Genomic DNA, 17,827 nt, shown 5'->3' on the forward strand with positions numbered 1-17,827 from the left:
CCACCCCGCACGTCCGCCGATATCGCAGCGGGGCCGCGTGACGGCGCCCGTCTCGTCCCTGCTCGAACGACGCTTCGCCCTCGCCGCGCGCGGCACCGACGTGCGGACGGAGGCGCTGGCCGGCACCACCACCTTCCTGACGATGGCCTATATCGTGCTGGTGAACCCGGCGATCCTGGGCCAGGCCGGCCTGCCGGTCGCCGCCGTCGCCGCCGCCACCTGCTTCGCCGCCGCCTTCGCCAGCATCCTGATGGGGCTTGTCGCCAACGTGCCGCTGGCGCTGGCGCCTGGCATGGGGTTGAACGCCTATTTCAGCTTCACCGTCGTGCAGCAGATGGGGGTGCCGTGGCCGGTGGCGCTGGGCTGCGTGTTCATCTCCGGCGTCTGCTTCCTGCTGCTCACCCTGGCGGGGGTGCGGCAGATGATCGTGGCGGCCATCCCGCCGCACCTGTTCGCCGCCGTGGCGGGCGGTATCGGCCTGTTCATCGGCTTCATCGGCCTGAAGAATGCCGGCATCGTCGTCTCGAACAGCGCCACCAGCGTGGCGCTCGGCGATCTGCGCGCGCCGGGGCCGCTGCTCGCGATGTTCGGCCTCGCCGTGATCGCGGGGCTCAGCATCTGGCGGGTGCGCGGCGCCACCCTGATCGGCATCGTGCTGACGACCGCCGTCGGCTGGATCCTGGGTCAGGTGACGGTGGCGCCCGTCGCCTACAGCCTCTCGGCGCTGACGCAGACGGCGTTCAAGCTCGATCTGCCGGGCGTGTTCGGGCTTACCGGCACGCACGGCCTGGGCCTGTTCGAGATCCTGTTCGTGTTCCTGTTCGTCGATCTGTTCGACAATATCGGCACCCTGGTGGCGGTGACGAAGCGCGCCGGGCTGATGGACGCGGCCGGCCGCATCCCGGGCCTCAACCGCATCCTCTACACCGATGCGGCGGCGACGATGGTGGGCGCGCTGGCCGGCACCAGCACCGTGACCAGCTATGTCGAGAGCGCGGCCGGCGTGCAGGCGGGCGGCCGCACCGGGCTGACGGCGATCGTCACCGGCCTGCTGTTCCTGCTGACGATGTTCGTGGCGCCCTATGCGGCCCTCGTGCCGCTCGCCGCCACGGCGCCCGCGCTGATCCTGGTCGGCGGGCTGATGATGGCGCCGCTGGTGGAGGTGGACTGGGACGATACGTTCACCGCCCTGCCCGCTTTCCTCACGGTCGCGATCATCCCGCTCAGCTTCTCGATCGCCAACGGCCTCGCCTTCGGCATCACGGCGCACGCCGTGCTGAAGCTGGCGCGCGGGCGGGTGGAGCGCGGCGATACGCTGCTGATGATCCTGGCGGCGCTGTTCGTCGTCCGCTTCGCCTATCTCGCGGCGGGGTGAGGCGCGCCGATGCTGCATACCCCAAGGTCGCTGCGCGGCATGGTCACGGCGCCGCACCATCTGGCGGCGCAGGCCGGGCGGGACGTGCTGGCCGATGGCGGCAGCGCGGTGGAGGCGTGCGTCGCCGTCGCCGCGGCACTCGCCGTGGTCTATCCGCACATGACCGGCATCGGCGGCGACGGCTTCTGGCTGGTGGCCGAGCCGGACGGGCGGACATGGGCGGTGGACGCCTGCGGCGGCGCCGCGGCGGCCGCGACGATCGACCTCTATGCCGGCCGCGCGGCGATCCCGTGGCGCGGCCCGCTGGCGGCGAACACCGTGGCAGGCGCGGTCTCGGGCTGGGCCGCCGCGCTGGCCGCGGGCGGCGCCATCCTGCCGCTCGGCCGCCTGCTGCGCGACGCGATCCACCATGCCGAGGCCGGGGTGCCGGTGACGGCCGGCGGCGCGGCGCTGGCCCGCGCGAAAGGCCCGGAGCTGCGCCACCTGCCGGGCGCCTACGCCGCCACGTTCGAGCCGGACGGCAGGCCGCTGGACGAGGGCGCGATCCTGCGCCAGCCGGCGCTGGCCGCAACGCTGCGGCGACTGGCGGCGGATGGCCTGAACGATTTCTACACAGGCTCGCTCGCCCGATCGATCGCGGCCGATCTCGCCGCGCTCGGCAGCCCGGTGAGGGCGGACGACCTCGCCCGCCACCGCGCGCTGGCGGTGCCGCCGCTCTCCGTGCCGATCGCCGGCGCGCGGCTGTTCAACCTGCCGCCGCCGACGCAGGGGCTCGCCTCGCTGCTGATCCTCGCTGTGTTCGATCGGCTGGGCGTGACGGAGGGTGAGGGCTTCGCCCACGTCCACGGCCTCGTCGAGGCGACGAAGCAGGCGTTCCTGATCCGCGACGCGCACTGCCACGATCCGGCGCACGGCACGCTCGATCCGCAGGCGCTGCTGGACGATCCGGCGGCGCTGGATGCGCTCGCCGCCCGCATCGATCCGGCCCGCGCGCTGCCGTGGCCGCAGCCCTCCGCTTCGGGCGACACCACCTGGTTCGGCGCGGTGGACCGGCAGGGGCAGGTCGTCAGCTGCATCCAGAGCACCTATTTCGAGTTCGGCTCCGGCCTCGTCCTGCCGGAAACCGGCATCGTCTGGCAGAATCGCGGCGCCTCCTTCCGCCTCGCGGCCGGCGGCTGGAACCCGCTGCGGCCCGGCGCCCGGCCGTTCCATACGCTGAACCCGGCGCTCGCCCGCTTCGATGATGGCCGCGTCATGGCCTATGGCACGATGGGCGGCGAGGGCCAGCCGCAGACGCAGGCGGCCCTCTTCACCCGCTACGCGCGCTTCGCCATGCCGCTGCAGCAGGCGATCACCGCGCCGCGCTGGCTGCTCGGCCGCACCTGGGGGGAGGAGAGCACGAGCCTGAAGATCGAGGACCGCTTCCCGCCCGCGCTCCTCGATCGGCTGCGCGACGCCGGGCATGTGGTGGAGCCGCTGCCCGCCTTCACCGCCACGATGGGCCATGCCGGCGCGCTGGTGCGCCACCCCGGCGGGCTGATCGAGGGCGCGACCGATCCGCGCGGCGACGGCATGGTGGCGGCGTGGTGACGACGCATGGCCCGGGGGGCGCCCGTGCCGTTGCCCGCTGCGACGCGCTTGGCCTGGCGCCGTACAGCGACGCGGCCGACGGCCTCTACCGCGCCTATCTCACGCCCGCCCACCGCGCCGCGCTGGATCGCACGGGCGCGTGGATGGTCGAGGCGGGCATGACCGTGCGGCTAGATCCCGCCGCCAACCTGATCGGCCGCTACGAGGGAACGGCGGAGGCGCCCGCCCTGCTGATCGGCAGCCACATCGACAGCGTGCGCGACGCCGGCCGCTACGACGGCCCGCTTGGGCTCATGCTCGGCATCGAATGTGTCGCGGCGCTCGCGGAACAGGGCCGGCGCATGCCCTTCCCGATCGAGGTGATCGCCTTTGGCGACGAGGAGGGCAGCCGCTTCCCGGCCGCGATGCTGACGAGCCGGGCGGTTGCCGGCACGCTGCCGCTGGCGGCGCTCGCCATCGCCGACGCGGAAGGGGTCGATCTCGGTGACGCCTTGCGCATGTTTGACGCCAGCCACGAGAGCCTGTGCGGCGGATCCGGCATCGCATCGCAGTGGCCGCTCGGCATCGGCAACTATCTCGCCGCCGCCCGCGCGCCGGGCTCCACCCTCGCCTATCTGGAAGCGCATATCGAGCAGGGGCCGGTGCTGGAGGCGGCGGGGCTCGCCGTCGGCACCGTTACCGGCATCGCCGCGCAGCGGCGCTACGCCGTCGTCGTCACCGGCACGGCCGGCCATGCCGGCACCATATCCATGCCGCTGCGCCGCGACGCGCTGGCCGCCGCCGCCGAGATGGTGCTGGCGGCCGAGCGGATCGCCCGCGCCGCCGCCTCCGATCTCGTCGCCACGGTCGGCCGGCTGGAGGCGCTGCCCGGCGCCGCCAACGTGATCCCCGGCCGCGTCGCCTTCACGCTGGACGTGCGCGCCGGCGACGCCCCCCGCCGCGACGCCGCCGCCGCCGCGATCCTGGCCGAGATCCACGCCATCGCGGCGCGGCGCGGCGTGGTGGCGACCGCCGATCGCGTCCACGATCTGCCGCCGAGCCCGTGCGACCCCGGCCTCATGGACCTGCTCGACGCGGCCACGCAAGCCGCCGGGCAGCCGGTGCGCCGGCTCGTCTCGGGCGCGGGGCACGATGCGATGGCGATGGCGTCGCTCTGCCCCACCGCCATGCTGTTCGTCCGCTGCGCCGGCGGCGTCAGCCACAATCCGGCCGAGGCGGTCGACCCCGCCGACGCGGACATCGCCCTCGCCGTGATGCGCGGCTTCATCGATCGACTGGGAGAGACCCTTGCCTGACCTCTACGGCGAGATCGATCCGCCGCAGCGGCTGCTGATGGGGCCGGGGCCGGTCAACGCCCACCCCCGCGTGCTGCGCGCGATGGCGGCCGATCTGCTCGGCCAGTTCGATCCGGAGATGACCGGCTACATGAACGAGGTGATGGCGCTCTATCGCCCGATCTTCGGCACGGACAATCGCTGGACCTTTCTGGTCGACGGCACCGCCCGCGCCGGTATCGAGGCGGCGCTCGTCAGCCTTGCCGCTCCGGGCGACCGCGTGCTGGTGGTGAAATTCGGCCGCTTCGGCCTGCTGCTGACCGAAATCCTCGAACGCCTCGGCGCCGTCGTCGAGACGGTGGAGGCGCCCTGGGGCGAGACGGTGCCGCTGGACGCCATTGCCGAGGCGATCGCGCGCACCGGGCCGAAGGTGGTCGCCTGCGTCCACGGCGACACCTCCACCACGATGGCGCAGCCGCTCGACGGGCTCGGCGCGCTGTGCCGCGCGGCCGGCACCTATCTCTACGTCGATGCAACCGCCACGATCGGCGGCATGGCGGTCGCCGCCGACCGCTGGGAGGCGGACATCGTGACCGGCGGCCTCCAGAAATGCCTCGGTGGCCCGTCCGGCTCGGCGCCGATCACCCTCTCGGCACGGGCGGCGGAACACATCGCCGGCCGCCGCCACGTCGAGCAGGGCATCCGCCGCGCCGACATCGCGGACGGGGCGGGCGCGCGCATCGGCTCCAACTATTTCGATCTGGCGATGATCATGGATTATTGGGGCGAGAAGCGCCTCAACCACCACACCGAGGCGACGACGATGCTCTACGGCGCGCGCGAATGCGCCCGCGTGGTGCTGGCCGAGGGGCTGGAGCGGCGCTTCGCCCGCCACGCCGCCGCCGGCCGCGCTGTCACCGCCGGGGTGCGGGCGATGGGGCTGACTGTGTTCGGCGACGACCGCTTCCGCATGACCAACGTCACCGGCATCCTGATCCCGAAAGGGGTGGATGGCGAGCGTGTCCGCACCGCCATGCGCGAGCATTTCGAGATCGAGATCGGCAGCGCCTTCGGCCCGCTGCAGGGGCGGATCTGGCGGATCGGGGCGATGGGCTACAATGCGATGAAGCACAAGGTGCTGCTGACGCTCGGCGCGCTGGAGGCGGTGCTGCGCGCCGAGGGCTACCGCTTCCCCGCCGGCGCCGGCGTGGATGCGGCGCTGGAGGCGTGGTCGTGACCTCCGCGCGCCGGGGAGGAACCGCGTGAGCCGCGATCTCGTCGGCTACGGCGCCGCGCCGCCCGATCCGCGCTGGCCCGGCGGCGCCCGCGTCGCCGTGCAGTTCGTCGTCAACTATGAGGAGGGGGCCGAGAACTCGATCCTCAACGGCGATGCCGGGTCGGAGGCGTTCCTCTCCGAGATGGTCGGCGCCGCCGCGCACGCCGGCCAGCGCGCGATGGCGATGGAGAGCCTCTACGAATATGGCGCCCGCGCCGGCTTCTGGCGGCTGCACCGCATCCTGCGCGACGTGCCCGTCACCGTGTTCGGCGTGGCGCGGGCGCTGGCGATGAACCCGCCGGCCGTCGCCGCGATGCAGTCGGCCGGGTGGGAGATCGCCAGCCACGGCCTGCGCTGGATCGACTATCAGCACGTGCCGGAGGAGACCGAGCGCGCCCACATCGCCGAGGCGATCGCGCTGCACGCCCGCGTCACCGGCGCCCGGCCGCTCGGCTGGTATCAGGGCCGCACCTCGCCGAACACGGCGCGCCTCGTCGCGGCGGAGGGCGGCTTCGTCTACGATGCGGACAGCTATGCCGACGACCTGCCCTACCATGCCCCCTCCGGCCAGCTGATCGTGCCCTACTCGCTCGACGCCAACGACATGAAGTTCGTCGCGCTGAACGGCTTCGCCGAACCCGACCAGTTCTTCCGCTACCTGCGCGACACGTTCGACCAGCTGGCGGAGGAAGGCGGGCGGATGATGTCGATCGGCCTGCACGGCCGCATCGCCGGGCGGCCGGCGCGGGCGCGGGCGGTGGCCCGCTTCCTCGATCACGTCCGGGCGAGCGGGCAGGCGTGGCTCGCCCGCCGCATCGATATCGCGCGCCACTGGCTGGAGGTTCATCCCGCATGACCGTGAACGATCCGGATGTCGTGGCGGAGGTCGCCGCCGCCTTCCGCGCCTATGAGGCGGCGCTGATGGCGGACGATGTGCGGGCGCTGGACGCGCTGTTCCACGATGCGGCGGCGACGGTGCGCTACGGCGTGGGCGAGGTGCTCTACGGCGCGGACGAGATCCGCGCCTTCCGCGTGGGCCGCGGCGGATCGCCCCAGCGCCGTCTCGGCCGGCTGGCGATCGCCGCCTACGGCCGCGATCTTGCCACCGCCAATGTGGAGTTCTTCCGCGCGGGCGGCGATCGGCGCGGCCGCCAGAGCCAGACGTGGGTGCGCTTTCCGGGCGGCTGGAAGATTGTCTCGGCCCACGTCTCGATCGAGGGGAGCGGATCGTGACGCCGGACATGCTGGACGAGATCAACGCCCTGCCCGCCGCGGCGTTCGTCGCCCGCTATCGCGACCTGTTCGAACATTCGCCGTGGGTGGTGGAGCGCGCCGCCGCCCTGCGCCCGCTCGCCGACCTCCATGCCGGGCTGACGCGGGTGGTCCGCGATGCCGCGCTCGACGAGCAGCTGGCGCTGATCCGCGCCCATCCCGAGCTGGCCGGCAAGGCGGCGGTGGACGGCACCCTCACCGATGCCTCGGCGGCCGAGCAGGCGTCAGCCGGGCTCGATCGCATGAGCCCGGAGGAATATACCCGCTTCCACGCGCTGAACGCGGCCTATGCGGCGCGCTTCGGCTTCCCGTTCATCATCTGCGTGCGCCAGTCGACCAAGGTGGGCATCCTGGCCGCCATGGCGCGGCGGCTGGAGCAGGACCGCGATGCCGAGATCGCGACCGCGCTGCGCGAGATCGGCCAGATCGTCCGCCTGCGGCTGGAGGCCATGTCATGACGCCCGCCCCTTGCTCCGATCCGGTGCCGGATCCGGCCGCCGCCATCGGCCTCGACGCGCTCGGCCATCAGGTGGCGCACGATCTCGCCCGGCTCGATCACGGCAAGCCGGACTGGACGCGCCCGCACGACCATCCCGACGGTCACGTCCACGACGTGGTGATCGTCGGCGGCGGGCAGAGCGGCCTCGGCGCCGCCTTCGGCCTGCTGCGGGAGCGGATCGGCAACATCCTGGTGCTGGACGAGAATCCGGCCGGCTACGAAGGCCCGTGGGATACCTATGCGCGGATGATGACCCTGCGCACGCCCAAGGAGCTCACGGCGATCGACCTCGGCATCCCCTCCCTCACCTTCCGCGCCTATTGGGAGGCGCGGCACGGCGCGGCGGGCTGGGCCGCGCTCGGCAAGATCCCGCGGGCGGACTGGATGGCCTATCTGCGCTGGTATCGCCACGTGCTGGGCCTGCCGGTGCGCAACGACGCGCGCGTCACCCTGGTGGAGCCGCTGGCCGGCGGGCCGTACCGGCTGCACCTGGCAGACGGCACGGCGCTGCTCGCCCGCAAGGTGGTGCTCGCCACCGGCATACAGGGCGGCGGCCAGTGGCACACGCCGCCGGAGATCGCCGCCAGGCTGCCGCGTCGGCGCTACGCCCACACGTCCGAGGCGATCGACTATGCGCGCCTCGCCGGCCGGCGCATCGCCATCCTCGGCGCCGGCGCCTCATCGTTCGACAACGCGCAGGCGGCGCTGGCGCAGGGCGTGGCGCAGGCGCACGTCTTCGTTCGCCGTGCCGCGCTGCCCCGGGTGAACCCGATCCGCTTCATGGAAGCGTCCGGCATGATCGCCCGTTTCGCCACGCTGGACGACGATGCCAAATACGCGCTGATGGCGAGCTTCTTCGCGCGCAACCAGCCGCCCACCAACGATACCTTCGCCCGCGCCGCCGCCTATCCCGGCTTCCGCCTGCATCTGGGCGCGCCGTGGCTGGACGTGGCGGAGACGGCCGACGGCGTGGCGATCACCACGCCGCACGGCACCGCCACCTATGATTTCCTGGTGCTCTCCACCGGCCTCGTCACCGATCCGGCGCTGCGCCCCGAACTGCGGCTGGTGGCGGATGCGATCGCCCGCTGGGGGGATCGTCACGCGGCCGATCCGGCCATCACCAACCCGCTGATCGACGCGCACCCCTATCTCGGCCCGAACTTCCAGCTGCTGCCGCGCGACCCGGCCGATGCGGCCCGGCTGGAGGGGCTGTTCGCGTTCAACTATTCCGGCCTCATCAGCCTCGGCCTCTCCGCCTCCGCCCTCTCCGGCCTGAAGCATGCGATCCCGAAGCTGGTCGCCGGGGTCGCCGATCAGCTGTTCCTCGACGATCGCGCCGCGCTGATCGCCGACTATCTCGCTTATGCCGAGCCCGAGTTCGTCGGCGAGTGGCACCCGGCGGCGGAGGCGGCGGCATGACGAGCCTCTCCACCCACGTCCTCGATCTCGCTCATGGCTGCCCGGCGGCGGGGATGGCGGTGCGCCTGCTGCGCGATGGCGCGACGATCGCCGAGGGCGGCACGGACGGGGACGGGCGCTGGCCGGCGCTCGCCCGGGTTCCGGTCGCGGCCGGCCGCTACGCGCTGACATTCGCCGTGGCCGACTATTTTCGCGACCGCGGCGTCGCGCTGCCCGATCCGCCGTTCCTCGATCGCGTCACGATCGATTTCGCGATGGCGGGGGACGGCCACTATCATGTGCCGCTGCTCGTCTCGCCGTTCGGCTATTCCACCTACCGGGGCAGCTGATGGCGACCGTCCGCTTCCTCCTCGATGGCGAGACGATCGCGCTCGACGATCCCGATCCCACCGGCACCGTGCTCGATCTGCTGCGCTACCGCCTGCGCCGCACCGGCACCAAGGAGGGCTGCGCGGAGGGGGATTGCGGCGCCTGCACCGTGCTGGTCGGCGCGCTTGACGGCGATCGCGTGGCGTGGCGCGCGGTGAACGCCTGCATCCTGTTCCTGCCGATGCTGCACGGCAAGGCGCTGATGACGGTGGAGAGCCTGGGCGGCACCCACGCGGTGCAGCGCGAGCTGGTCGCCCGGCACGGCTCGCAGTGCGGCTTCTGCACGCCGGGCTTCGTCATGTCGCTCTACGGCCGCAGCATCGGCGCGTGCGGCACGCGGGGGCTGGCGCTGGCGGACGTGCTCTCCGGCAATCTCTGCCGCTGCACCGGCTACGGCCCGATCCTGGACGCCGGCGCGGCGGTGCCGCCGGAGGTGCCGGACGACGGCGCGCTGGCGGCGCACCTAAAGGCCCTCGCCACCCTCTCTGTCGAGCGCGGTCGAGACACGCCCCTCGACTGCGCTCGGGACACGGGAGAGCCCCTCGACTGCGCTCGGGACATGGAGGAGACCCGCGACCTCGCTCCTGACGCGGGAGGGCGCACATTCCACATCCCCGCCACGGCGGACGAGCTCGCCGCGCTGCTGCTGGCCTTTCCCGACGCGCGGATCGTCGCCGGCGCCACCGATGTCGGCCTGTGGGTGACGAAGCAGCACCGCATCCTCGATCGCACGATCTTCATCGCCGACATCGCCGATCTGGGCCGCGTCGCGGAGAGCGCGGACGGCGTCCGCATCGGCGCGACGGTGCGCTATGCGGAGGCGTCGGCGCCGCTCGCCCGGCTGCACCCCGATCTCGGCGAGCTCGTCCGCCGCATCGCCGGCACGCAGGTGCGCAATGCCGGCACGATCGGCGGCAACATCGCCAACGGCTCGCCGATCGGGGACATGCCGCCCGCGCTCATCGCGCTCGGCGCCACGCTCACCCTGCGGCACGGCGACGCGCGGCGGACAATGCCGCTGGAGGATTATTTCATCGGCTACGGCGTGCAGGATCGCCGGCCCGGCGAGTTCGTCGAGAGCGTGTTCGTGCCGCGCCCGGCGGCCGCCACCCGCATCGCCGTCACCAAGCTCTCCAAGCGGTTCGACAGCGACATATCGGCGGTGTGCGGCGCCTTCGCCGTCTCGATCGAGGGCGGCGTCGTCACCGCCGCCCGCATCGCCTTCGGCGGCATGGCCGGCACGCCGGCGCGCGCGCCGCGTTGCGAGGCGGCGCTGGTCGACCAGCCGTGGAGCGAGGCGACGATCGACGCGGCCGCCGCCGCCCTCGCGCTGGATTACGCGCCGCTCACCGACGTGCGCGGGTCCAGCGGCTATCGGCTGGCGGCGGCGGCCAATCTGCTGCGCCGGCTGTGGCTGGCGGACGCGGACGAGCCGCTCTCCGTCCTTTCGCCGGAGCTGATCGATGGCTGATCGCGACGCCGCCGGCTTCTCCACCCGCGCCGTCCGCGCATCGCTGCCGCACGACAGCGCGCAGGGCCACGTCGCCGGCACGGCGCGCTACGTGGACGACATGCCGGAACCGGCCGACCTGCTGCACCTGGCGTTCGGCCAGAGCGCGCAGGCCCACGCCCGCATCGTCTCGCTCGATCTCGCGCCCGTCCGCGCCGCCGCCGGCGTGGTGGCGGTGTTCGCCGCCGCCGACATACCGGGCCGGAACGACGTCAGCCCCGTCGCCGGCGACGACCGGCTGTTCGCGGAAGGCGAGGTGGTGTGCGTCGGCCAGTCGCTGTTCGTCGTCGCCGCCACCTCCGCCGCGGCCGCCCGGCGCGCGGCGCGGCTGGCGCGGTGGACTATGATCCCCTCCCCGCCTTCATCACGATCGCGCAGGCCCGCGCCGCCGGATCGCTGCTGGAAGACAGCCAGCGCATGGCGCGCGGCGACGCCGCCGCCGCGCTGGCCGCCGCGCCGCACCGGATCGCCGGCACGCTGGAGATGGGCGGCCAGGAGCATTTCTACCTCGAAGGGCAGGTCGCGCTCGCCACGCCGGGCGAGGAGGGGCAGATCCACATCCTCTCCTCCACCCAGCATCCGAGCGAGGTGCAGCACCTCGTCGCCAACCTGCTGGGGCTGGGCCACGCCGACGTGACGGTGGAGGTGCGCCGCATGGGCGGCGCCTTCGGCGGCAAGGAGACGCAGGCCGCGCTCTACGCCGCCGCCGCCGCGCTGGTCGCGGCGAAGACGGGCCGCCCCGCCAAGATCCGCGCCGACCGCGACGACGACATGGTGATGACCGGCAAGCGCCACGACTTCGCCGTGGAGTATGACGTGGGGTTCGACGGCGACGGCCACGTCGCCGGCATCCGCATCGAACTCGCCTCGCGCTGCGGCGCGACCGCCGATCTCAGCCATGCGATCAACGATCGGGCGATGTTCCACGCGGACAATTGCTACCATCTGCCGGCGGTCGAGATCGTCTCCCACCGCCTGCGCACGCACACCGTGTCGAACACCGCCTTCCGCGGCTTCGGCGGCCCGCAGGGGATGCTCGCAATCGAGCGGGTGATGGACGCCATCGCCGCTCATCTGGGACGCGATCCGCTCGCCGTGCGGCAGGCCAACCTCTACGGGCCGGGGCGGGACGTGACGCCCTACGACATGGTCGTGGAGGACAATGTCGCCCCCGCCCTGATCGCGGATCTGGTCGCGCAGACCGATTACGCCGCGCGGGTACAGCGGGTGGCGGCGTTCAACGCCGCGCATCGCGTGCTGAAGAAGGGGTTGGCGCTCACGCCGGTGAAGTTCGGCATCAGCTTCACGACCACCCACCTCAACCAGGCCGGCGCGCTGGTCCACCTCTATACCGATGGCTCGATCGCGCTGAACCATGGCGGTACGGAGATGGGGCAGGGCCTGAACATCAAGGTGGCGCAGGTGGTGGCGGACGTGTTCGCGGTGGACGTCGCCCGCGTGCGGATCACCTCCACCCGCACGGACAAGGTGCCGAACACGTCGGCGACGGCCGCCTCCTCCGGCGCGGACCTGAACGGCATGGCGGCGTTCAACGCGGCGGAGACGCTGCGCTGCCGCCTGGTCGCCTTCGCCGCGCGCGTGCACGGCGTGGCCGAGGATCGCGTGCGCTTCACGGCCGAAGGCGTGGCGATCGGCGACGATCTCGTGCCGTTCGGCGCGCTGTGCCGGCAGGCGCAGATGGGGCGCATCTCGCTTTCGGCGACCGGCTACTACACCACGCCGAAGATCGCCTACGATCGCGCGGCCCACAAGGGCCGGCCGTTCTACTATTTCGCCTATGGCGCGGCGCTGGCCGAGGTGGTGATCGATACGCTGACCGGCGAGCACCGGGTGCTGGCGGTGGACATCCTTCACGATGTCGGCCGCTCGCTGAACCCGGCCATCGATCTGGGCCAGATCGAGGGCGGCTTCGTGCAGGGCATGGGCTGGCTGACGACCGAGGAACTCGTGTTCGACGAGACCGGCCGGCTGCTCACCCACGCGCCCTCCACCTACAAGATCCCGACGGCGGGGGACCGGCCCGCCCGCATGGACATCCGCCTGTGGCAGCCGGGCCGCAATGCCGAGCCGACGATCCATCGCTCGAAGGCGGTCGGTGAGCCGCCGTTCATGCTGGCGATCGCGGTGTTCTCGGCACTCACCCAGGCGGTGGCCGCGGCGGCACCCGGCCGGGGCCTGCCGCACCTCGACGCACCCGCCACGCCGGAGCGGATCCTGGCGGCCGTGACGGACCTGCGCGGCCGGGCGGCGGGCGGCGATCGTGGCTAGCGGCACCGCTCCCACCGCGCGTCGGGATTCCTGTCTCTCCCGCCCCGAGATCATGCCGCTCGCGGAGAGAGGCAGAGGCACGAGCCCTCGCTGGAACGACGGCGGGACGGGCGCGGAGCTACAGGCCGAGTGGGCCGCCACCGCCCTCGCCGCGCTCGCCGGCGGCCCCGCCGCCCTCGTCACGGTGCTCGCGACGGAGGGGTCGGCGCCGCGCGGTGCGGGCACGCGGATGGTGGTCGCGGCGGGCGGCGCGGCGGGCACGATCGGCGGCGGACGGCTGGAGCAGCAGGCGATCGCGCAGGCGGTCGCAATGCTCGACCAGCCGGCGGGCGCGTGGCGCGTGCAGGATTATCCGCTCGGGCCGCTGCTGGGCCAGTGCTGCGGCGGGCGGGTGCGGCTGCTGGTCGAGCGGCTCGATCCGGCCCGCGCCGGGTGGCTGCGCGCGGCGACGCCGGGCGCGCGCATCGTCCACCGTTTCGCCGAGAGCCACATCGACCGGCACGGCGGCGAGGCGCCGGCGGCGGCCGTGCGCGGCGACCGGCCGGCGCCGGGCGACCGGATCGGCGAGCGGCTCGATCCGCCCGGCCGGCCGCTGCTGCTGTTCGGCGCCGGCCATGTCGGCCGCGCGATCGCGGCGAAGGCGGCCGGCCTGCCCCTCGCCCTCGCCTGGTTCGATACGCGGGCGGAGGCGGCGGCGTGGCCCGGCGTGGCCCTTGTCGCGGAGGCGGACGCACCGGCCTGCGCCCGCGCCGCGCCGGTCGACGCCGCGATCCTGATCCTCACCCACGATCACGCGCTCGATTACCGCCTCGCCGCCGCCGCGCTCGGCGGGCCGGCGCGGTTCGTCGGGCTGATCGGCTCGGCCACCAAGCGCGCGCGCTTCACCGCGCGGCTGGCGCGCGACGGCATCGACGCCGCGCGGCTCACCTGCCCGATCGGCCTGCCCGGCATCGTCGGCAAGGCGCCGGAGGTGATCGCCGTCGCCACGCTCGCCCAGCTGCTGGCGCTCGCATGATCCGCGCGTTCCGGGGCGAGATCCTCGCCGTGCCGCGCGATCCGCTAAGGGACGGGCCGGAGGCGATCGTCCACCATGCGGACGGGCTGCTGCTGGTGGAGGACGGCATCGTCGCCGCCTGCGGCCCGTTCGCCGACCTGGCCGATCGGGTCGCCCGCACGGCCGTAACGCCGCTCGCCGGCCTGATCGTGCCCGGCTTCGTCGACACGCATGTCCACTATCCGCAGGTGGGCGCGATCGCGGCGCATGGCGGGCAGCTGCTCGACTGGCTGGATCGCCACATCTTCCCCGCCGAGACGGCGTTCGCCGACCGCGCGCACGCCGATGCCGCCGCCGCCTTCTTCCTCGATCGGCTGCTCGATCACGGCACCACCACCGCCCTCGTCTTCCCCACCGTGCACGAGGGATCGGTCGACGCGCTGTTCGATGCGGCGCTGGCGCGCGGCATGCGGATCGTCTCCGGCAAGGTGCTGATGGACCTCGGCCCGCCCGGCCTGCGCGATACCGCCAGCGGCGGACGGGCGGAGAGCGAGGCGCTGATCGCACGGTGGCGCGGGCGCGGGCGGATCGGCTACGCCGTCACGCCGCGCTTCGCCCTCACCTCCACCGACGCGCAGCTTGAGGCGGCCGGCGCGCTGCTCGCCGCCCACCCGCAGGCGCTGCTGCACACCCATCTGGCCGAGAACCACGCCGAGATCGCCGCCGTGGCGCGGCGCTTCACCACCGCCGCCGACTATCTCGACGTCTATGATCGCTTCGGCCTCGTCGGCCCGCGCTCGGTGTTCGCCCACTGCGTCCATCTCGGCGACCGCGCGCTCGGCCGCATGGCGCAGGCGGGCGCCGGGATCGCCTGCTGCCCCACGTCGAACCTGTTCCTCGGCTCCGGCCTGTTCGATCTGGCGCGGGCGGATTCGTTCGGTGTCGGCGTCGGCATCGGCAGCGATGTCGGCGCCGGCACCACCCTCTCGATCCTCGGCACGCTGGGCGAGCTCTACAAGGTGTGCCAGCTGCGCGGGCAGAACCTCGATCCGTTCCGCGCGCTGCACCTCGCCACGGCCGGCGGCGCCGCGATCCTGGGGCTCGCGGACCGGATCGGCGGACTTCTCGCCGGGCAGGAAGCGGACTTCGTGGTGCTCGATCCCGCCGCCACGCCGCTGCTCGCCCGGCGCACCGCCGGCCGTCCGCTGGCAGAGCGGCTGTTCGCCCTCCAGATCCTCGGGGATGACCGCGCCGTCGCGGCGACCTATGTGGCGGGCGAGCGCGTGGCGCCCCCCGCCGGAGCATGAGCATGATCGATCCCGCCACCTTCGCCGCCGGCCTGCCCAAGGCCGAGCTGCACCTGCACATCGAAGGCTCGCTGGAGCCGGAGCTGATGTTCGCGCTGGCGAAGCGCAACGGCGTGGCGATCCCCTTCGCCTCGGTGGAGGAGGTGCGCGCCGCCTACGAATTCTCGAATCTCCAGGATTTCCTCGACATCTACTATCGCGGCGCCGACGTGCTGCGGACGGAGCGGGACTTCACCGATCTCGCCACCGCCTATTTTAATCGCGCGGCGGCGGACACCGTGCGCCACGCCGAGATTTTCTTCGATCCGCAGACGCATACCGATCGCGGCGTGCCGATGGCCGCGGTGATCGAGGGGCTGCTGGCCGCGATGGCGCAGGCGGAGGCGGCGCACGGCCTCACCTCCCGGCTGATCCTGTGCTTCCTGCGCCACCTGGACGAGGAGGCCGCCTTCGCCACCCTGACCGCTGCCGGCCCGTGGCTCGACCGTATCGCGGCGGTGGGGCTCGATTCGTCGGAGGTGGGCAACCCGCCCGAGAAGTTCGCCCGCGTGTTCGCCCGCGCCGGCGATATGGGGCTGCGCCGCGTCGCCCATGCCGGTGAGGAGGGGCCGCCCGCCTATGTCGCGCAGGCCCTGGATACGCTGCGCATCGATCGGCTGGATCACGGCAACCGGGCGATGGAGGATCCGCTGCTCGTCGCCCGGCTCGCCCGCTCCGGCATGGCGCTCACCGTGTGCCCGCTGTCCAACCTGAAGCTGTGCGTGGTCGACCGCATCGACGCGCACCCGATCCGCGCGATGCTGCGCGCGGGGCTGCGCGCCACGATCAATTCCGACGATCCGGCCTATTTCGGCGGCTATGTGAACGACAATTTTCGCGCGATCGCGCCGCAGCTGACGCGCGACGATCTGATCGCGCTCGCCCGCAACAGCTTCCTCGGCTCGTTCCTCGACGATGCGGCGGTGGCCGATCACCTGGCGGGGCTGGATGCCTATGCGGCGGCGCACGCATGATCGCCCGCCTGCGCACGATCCTCGATCCCTTCATCCTCGCTCTGCTGGGCACGGTGCTGCTCGCCTCGCTGCTGCCGGCGCGCGGCCAGGCGGCGGTGGCGGCGGGGTGGATCGCCGATGCCGGCATCGTGCTGCTGTTCTTCCTGCACGGCGCCAAGCTGTCGCGCGAGGCGATCGTCGGCGGCGCGCGCAACTGGCGGCTGCATCTCACCGTGTTCGCCGTCACCTTCGGCCTGTTCCCGCTGATCGGCGTCGGCGCCTCGTCGCTGCCCTTCCTCTCGCCCACGATCGCCACGGGCCTGCTGTTCGTCACCCTGCTGCCGTCCACCGTGCAATCCTCGATCGCCTTCACCGCCGTCGCGCGGGGCAACGTGGCGGCGGCGGTGTGCAGCGCCTCCTTCTCCAACCTGGCCGGCATCTTCGTGACGCCGCTGCTGGTGGCGCTGACGATCCACAGCGTGCAGGGCGGGGCCGGCCTGTCGTTCGATGCGGCGCGGACGATCGCGCTGCAGCTGCTGCTGCCGTTCGTGCTCGGCCACCTCTGCCGGCCGCTGATCGGCGGCTTCGTCGCCCGCCACAAGGCGATGACGATGCTGGTCGATCGCGGCTCGATCCTGATCGTCGTCTACACCGCGTTCGGCGCGGCGGTGGTGGAGGGGCTGTGGCACAGGCTGTCGCCGCAGCAGATCGGTCTTATCGCCATCCTGTGCCTCGTCATCCTGGCGATGGTGCTGTTCGCCACCTGGGCGCTGGGCCGCGTGCTGGGCTTCCCGCGCGAGGATGCGATCGTGCTGCTGTTCTGCGGATCGAAGAAGAGCCTCGCCTCCGGCGTGCCGATGGCGGGCGTGCTGTTTCCGGCGGCGCAGGTTGGCCCGATCATCCTGCCGCTGATGCTGTTCCACCAGTTCCAGCTGATCGCCTGCGCCGTCATCGCCCGCCACTATGCGGCGCAGGCGGATGCGGCGCCGGTGCCGCAGGCGGCGTGAGGAAGGCGCGCAGCAGCGCGACGCAATGCTCCAGCCGCCCGGCCCGCCACGCGGCGCTGCGCATGTCCGTCTCCAGCAGCAGCGAGAGCGACCAGGCGTTGGCCAGGTGGAAGCGGCTGAGCGCCGTGACCGTCACGTACAGCTGCACCGGATCGATGCCGGCGCGGAACACGCCCTGCCGCTCTCCCTCGGCGATGATGCGCGCCAGCACCGCCCGCAGCCGCGTCGCCGCCTCCGGCACGCGGGTGGACTGGCGGAGGAAGCGGCCGCGCATCATGTTCTCTGCGCGCAGCAGCCCCTCGAAATTCGGGTTCTTCTCGAAATAGCCGAAGGTGAAGCGCAGCAGCTGCTCGACGCAGCCGAGCGGATCGGCGAGATCGAACTCCAGCGCGGCCTCGCGCGCGCGCAGATCGTCGTAGGCGGCCTCCAGCACCGCCAGGTAGAGCGCCTTCTTGTCGCCGAAATGATGGTAGAGCAGGCGGATGTTGCAGCCGGCCCGCGCGGCGATCCGCTCCGTCCGCGCGCCGGAGAAGCCGTTCTGGCCGAACTCCCGCGTGGCGGCACGCAGGATCGTCGCGCGCGTCCGCCCGGCATCGCGCTTGCGCACGGGCTTGGCGGCGGGCGGCTCGATCGACATGGCGATCGTGCGAT

At 72.9% G+C, this 17,827-nt stretch carries 16 protein-coding genes and 1 pseudogene; 16 read left to right on the plus strand and 1 reads right to left on the minus strand.

The genetic code is table 11. The features are described 5' to 3' along the window. The first annotated feature begins 37 nt into the window (after nucleotides 1–37). From GNT64_RS12300 to GNT64_RS12370, 16 genes and pseudogenes are all read left to right on the plus strand, one after another. The gene (locus GNT64_RS12300) at nucleotides 38–1,375 is read left to right on the plus strand and encodes an NCS2 family permease (protein WP_156679784.1); all 1,338 of its coding nucleotides are present in this window, start codon (nucleotides 38–40) and stop codon (nucleotides 1,373–1,375) included. A gap of 9 nt (nucleotides 1,376–1,384) precedes the next feature. Next, entirely contained in the window at nucleotides 1,385–2,965 is a 1,581-nt protein-coding gene (locus tag GNT64_RS12305) for a gamma-glutamyltransferase family protein (protein ID WP_156679785.1), read from the plus strand. Continuing rightward, nucleotides 2,962–4,260 carry an allantoate amidohydrolase gene (locus GNT64_RS12310; RefSeq protein ID WP_422396590.1) on the plus strand — a complete coding sequence of 433 codons (1,299 nt, stop codon included), beginning with the start codon at nucleotides 2,962–2,964 and terminating at the stop codon, nucleotides 4,258–4,260. The genes GNT64_RS12305 and GNT64_RS12310 overlap by 4 nt, the downstream gene beginning before the upstream one ends. Nucleotides 4,261–4,297: 37 nt before the next feature. Beyond that, nucleotides 4,298–5,476, plus strand: coding sequence for a pyridoxal-phosphate-dependent aminotransferase family protein (locus tag GNT64_RS12315; RefSeq protein ID WP_156681599.1), 1,179 nt, complete (start codon nucleotides 4,298–4,300; stop codon nucleotides 5,474–5,476). Between the two features lie 25 nt (nucleotides 5,477–5,501). Next, the gene (puuE, locus tag GNT64_RS12320; RefSeq protein WP_197276972.1) at nucleotides 5,502–6,371 is read left to right on the plus strand and encodes an allantoinase PuuE; all 870 of its coding nucleotides are present in this window, start codon (nucleotides 5,502–5,504) and stop codon (nucleotides 6,369–6,371) included. Continuing rightward, nucleotides 6,368–6,748, plus strand: coding sequence for an oxalurate catabolism protein HpxZ (hpxZ, locus tag GNT64_RS12325; protein ID WP_156679788.1), 381 nt, complete (start codon nucleotides 6,368–6,370; stop codon nucleotides 6,746–6,748). The genes puuE and hpxZ overlap by 4 nt, the downstream gene beginning before the upstream one ends. An 8-nt stretch (nucleotides 6,749–6,756) precedes the next feature. Continuing rightward, nucleotides 6,757–7,245 (plus strand): 2-oxo-4-hydroxy-4-carboxy-5-ureidoimidazoline decarboxylase, encoded by a 489-nt coding sequence (gene uraD, locus GNT64_RS12330; RefSeq protein WP_197277406.1) that lies wholly within the window; start codon nucleotides 6,757–6,759, stop codon nucleotides 7,243–7,245. Beyond that, entirely contained in the window at nucleotides 7,242–8,708 is a 1,467-nt protein-coding gene (locus GNT64_RS12335) for an FAD/NAD(P)-binding protein (RefSeq protein WP_277873224.1), read from the plus strand. The genes uraD and GNT64_RS12335 overlap by 4 nt, the downstream gene beginning before the upstream one ends. Then, on the plus strand, nucleotides 8,705–9,037 hold the full coding sequence (gene uraH, locus GNT64_RS12340; protein WP_156679790.1) for a hydroxyisourate hydrolase: 333 nt from the start codon (nucleotides 8,705–8,707) through the stop codon (nucleotides 9,035–9,037). The genes GNT64_RS12335 and uraH overlap by 4 nt, the downstream gene beginning before the upstream one ends. Then, the gene (gene xdhA / locus GNT64_RS12345) at nucleotides 9,037–10,548 is read left to right on the plus strand and encodes a xanthine dehydrogenase small subunit (RefSeq protein WP_156679791.1); all 1,512 of its coding nucleotides are present in this window, start codon (nucleotides 9,037–9,039) and stop codon (nucleotides 10,546–10,548) included. Before uraH ends, xdhA begins: the two co-directional genes overlap by 1 nt. A 100-nt stretch (nucleotides 10,549–10,648) precedes the next feature. Then, a pseudogene (locus GNT64_RS21915) lies at nucleotides 10,649–10,864 on the plus strand (hypothetical protein); the annotation flags it as partial. A 59-nt stretch (nucleotides 10,865–10,923) separates the two neighbouring features. Next, nucleotides 10,924–12,876 (plus strand): xanthine dehydrogenase molybdopterin binding subunit, encoded by a 1,953-nt coding sequence (gene xdhB / locus GNT64_RS12350; protein ID WP_231638983.1) that lies wholly within the window; start codon nucleotides 10,924–10,926, stop codon nucleotides 12,874–12,876. Between the two features lie 52 nt (nucleotides 12,877–12,928). Further along, a complete protein-coding gene (gene xdhC / locus GNT64_RS12355) occupies nucleotides 12,929–13,891 on the plus strand; it encodes a xanthine dehydrogenase accessory protein XdhC (protein ID WP_156679792.1) in 963 nt (320 codons plus the stop codon). Beyond that, complete coding sequence (gene guaD, locus GNT64_RS12360; RefSeq protein WP_156679793.1) at nucleotides 13,888–15,177, plus strand: guanine deaminase; 1,290 nt, start codon at nucleotides 13,888–13,890, stop codon at nucleotides 15,175–15,177. The genes xdhC and guaD overlap by 4 nt, the downstream gene beginning before the upstream one ends. A 2-nt stretch (nucleotides 15,178–15,179) precedes the next feature. Then, on the plus strand, nucleotides 15,180–16,190 hold the full coding sequence (locus GNT64_RS12365) for an adenosine deaminase (protein WP_156679794.1): 1,011 nt from the start codon (nucleotides 15,180–15,182) through the stop codon (nucleotides 16,188–16,190). Next, entirely contained in the window at nucleotides 16,187–17,176 is a 990-nt protein-coding gene (locus tag GNT64_RS12370) for a bile acid:sodium symporter family protein (protein WP_156679795.1), read from the plus strand. Before GNT64_RS12365 ends, GNT64_RS12370 begins: the two co-directional genes overlap by 4 nt. Here the strand turns inward: GNT64_RS12370 and GNT64_RS12375 are convergent. Next, nucleotides 17,118–17,813 (minus strand): TetR/AcrR family transcriptional regulator, encoded by a 696-nt coding sequence (locus GNT64_RS12375; protein ID WP_156679796.1) that lies wholly within the window; start codon nucleotides 17,811–17,813, stop codon nucleotides 17,118–17,120. The two genes, GNT64_RS12370 and GNT64_RS12375, sit on opposite strands and share 59 nt — an antisense overlap. Nucleotides 17,814–17,827: the final 14 nt, after the last annotated feature.

This window comes from Sphingomonas profundi (genome assembly GCF_009739515.1).
GTDB classification, from domain to species: Bacteria; Pseudomonadota; Alphaproteobacteria; order Sphingomonadales; family Sphingomonadaceae; genus Alterirhizorhabdus; species Alterirhizorhabdus profundi.

Coding starts and splice junctions, on each gene's coding strand:
- GNT64_RS12305 (WP_156679785.1), top strand. CDS start 1,385: ATGCTGCATACCCCAAGGTCGCTGCGCGGCATGGTCACGGCGCCGCAC.
- GNT64_RS12315 (WP_156681599.1), top strand. CDS start 4,298: ATGGGGCCGGGGCCGGTCAACGCCCACCCCCGCGTGCTGCGCGCGATG.
- hpxZ (WP_156679788.1), top strand. CDS start 6,368: ATGACCGTGAACGATCCGGATGTCGTGGCGGAGGTCGCCGCCGCCTTC.
- uraD (WP_197277406.1), top strand. CDS start 6,757: ATGCTGGACGAGATCAACGCCCTGCCCGCCGCGGCGTTCGTCGCCCGC.
- GNT64_RS12335 (WP_277873224.1), top strand. CDS start 7,242: ATGACGCCCGCCCCTTGCTCCGATCCGGTGCCGGATCCGGCCGCCGCC.
- uraH (WP_156679790.1), top strand. CDS start 8,705: ATGACGAGCCTCTCCACCCACGTCCTCGATCTCGCTCATGGCTGCCCG.
- xdhA (WP_156679791.1), top strand. CDS start 9,037: ATGGCGACCGTCCGCTTCCTCCTCGATGGCGAGACGATCGCGCTCGAC.
- xdhC (WP_156679792.1), top strand. CDS start 12,929: ATGCCGCTCGCGGAGAGAGGCAGAGGCACGAGCCCTCGCTGGAACGAC.
- guaD (WP_156679793.1), top strand. CDS start 13,888: ATGATCCGCGCGTTCCGGGGCGAGATCCTCGCCGTGCCGCGCGATCCG.
- GNT64_RS12365 (WP_156679794.1), top strand. CDS start 15,180: ATGATCGATCCCGCCACCTTCGCCGCCGGCCTGCCCAAGGCCGAGCTG.
- GNT64_RS12370 (WP_156679795.1), top strand. CDS start 16,187: ATGATCGCCCGCCTGCGCACGATCCTCGATCCCTTCATCCTCGCTCTG.
- GNT64_RS12375 (WP_156679796.1), bottom strand. CDS start 17,813: ATGTCGATCGAGCCGCCCGCCGCCAAGCCCGTGCGCAAGCGCGATGCC.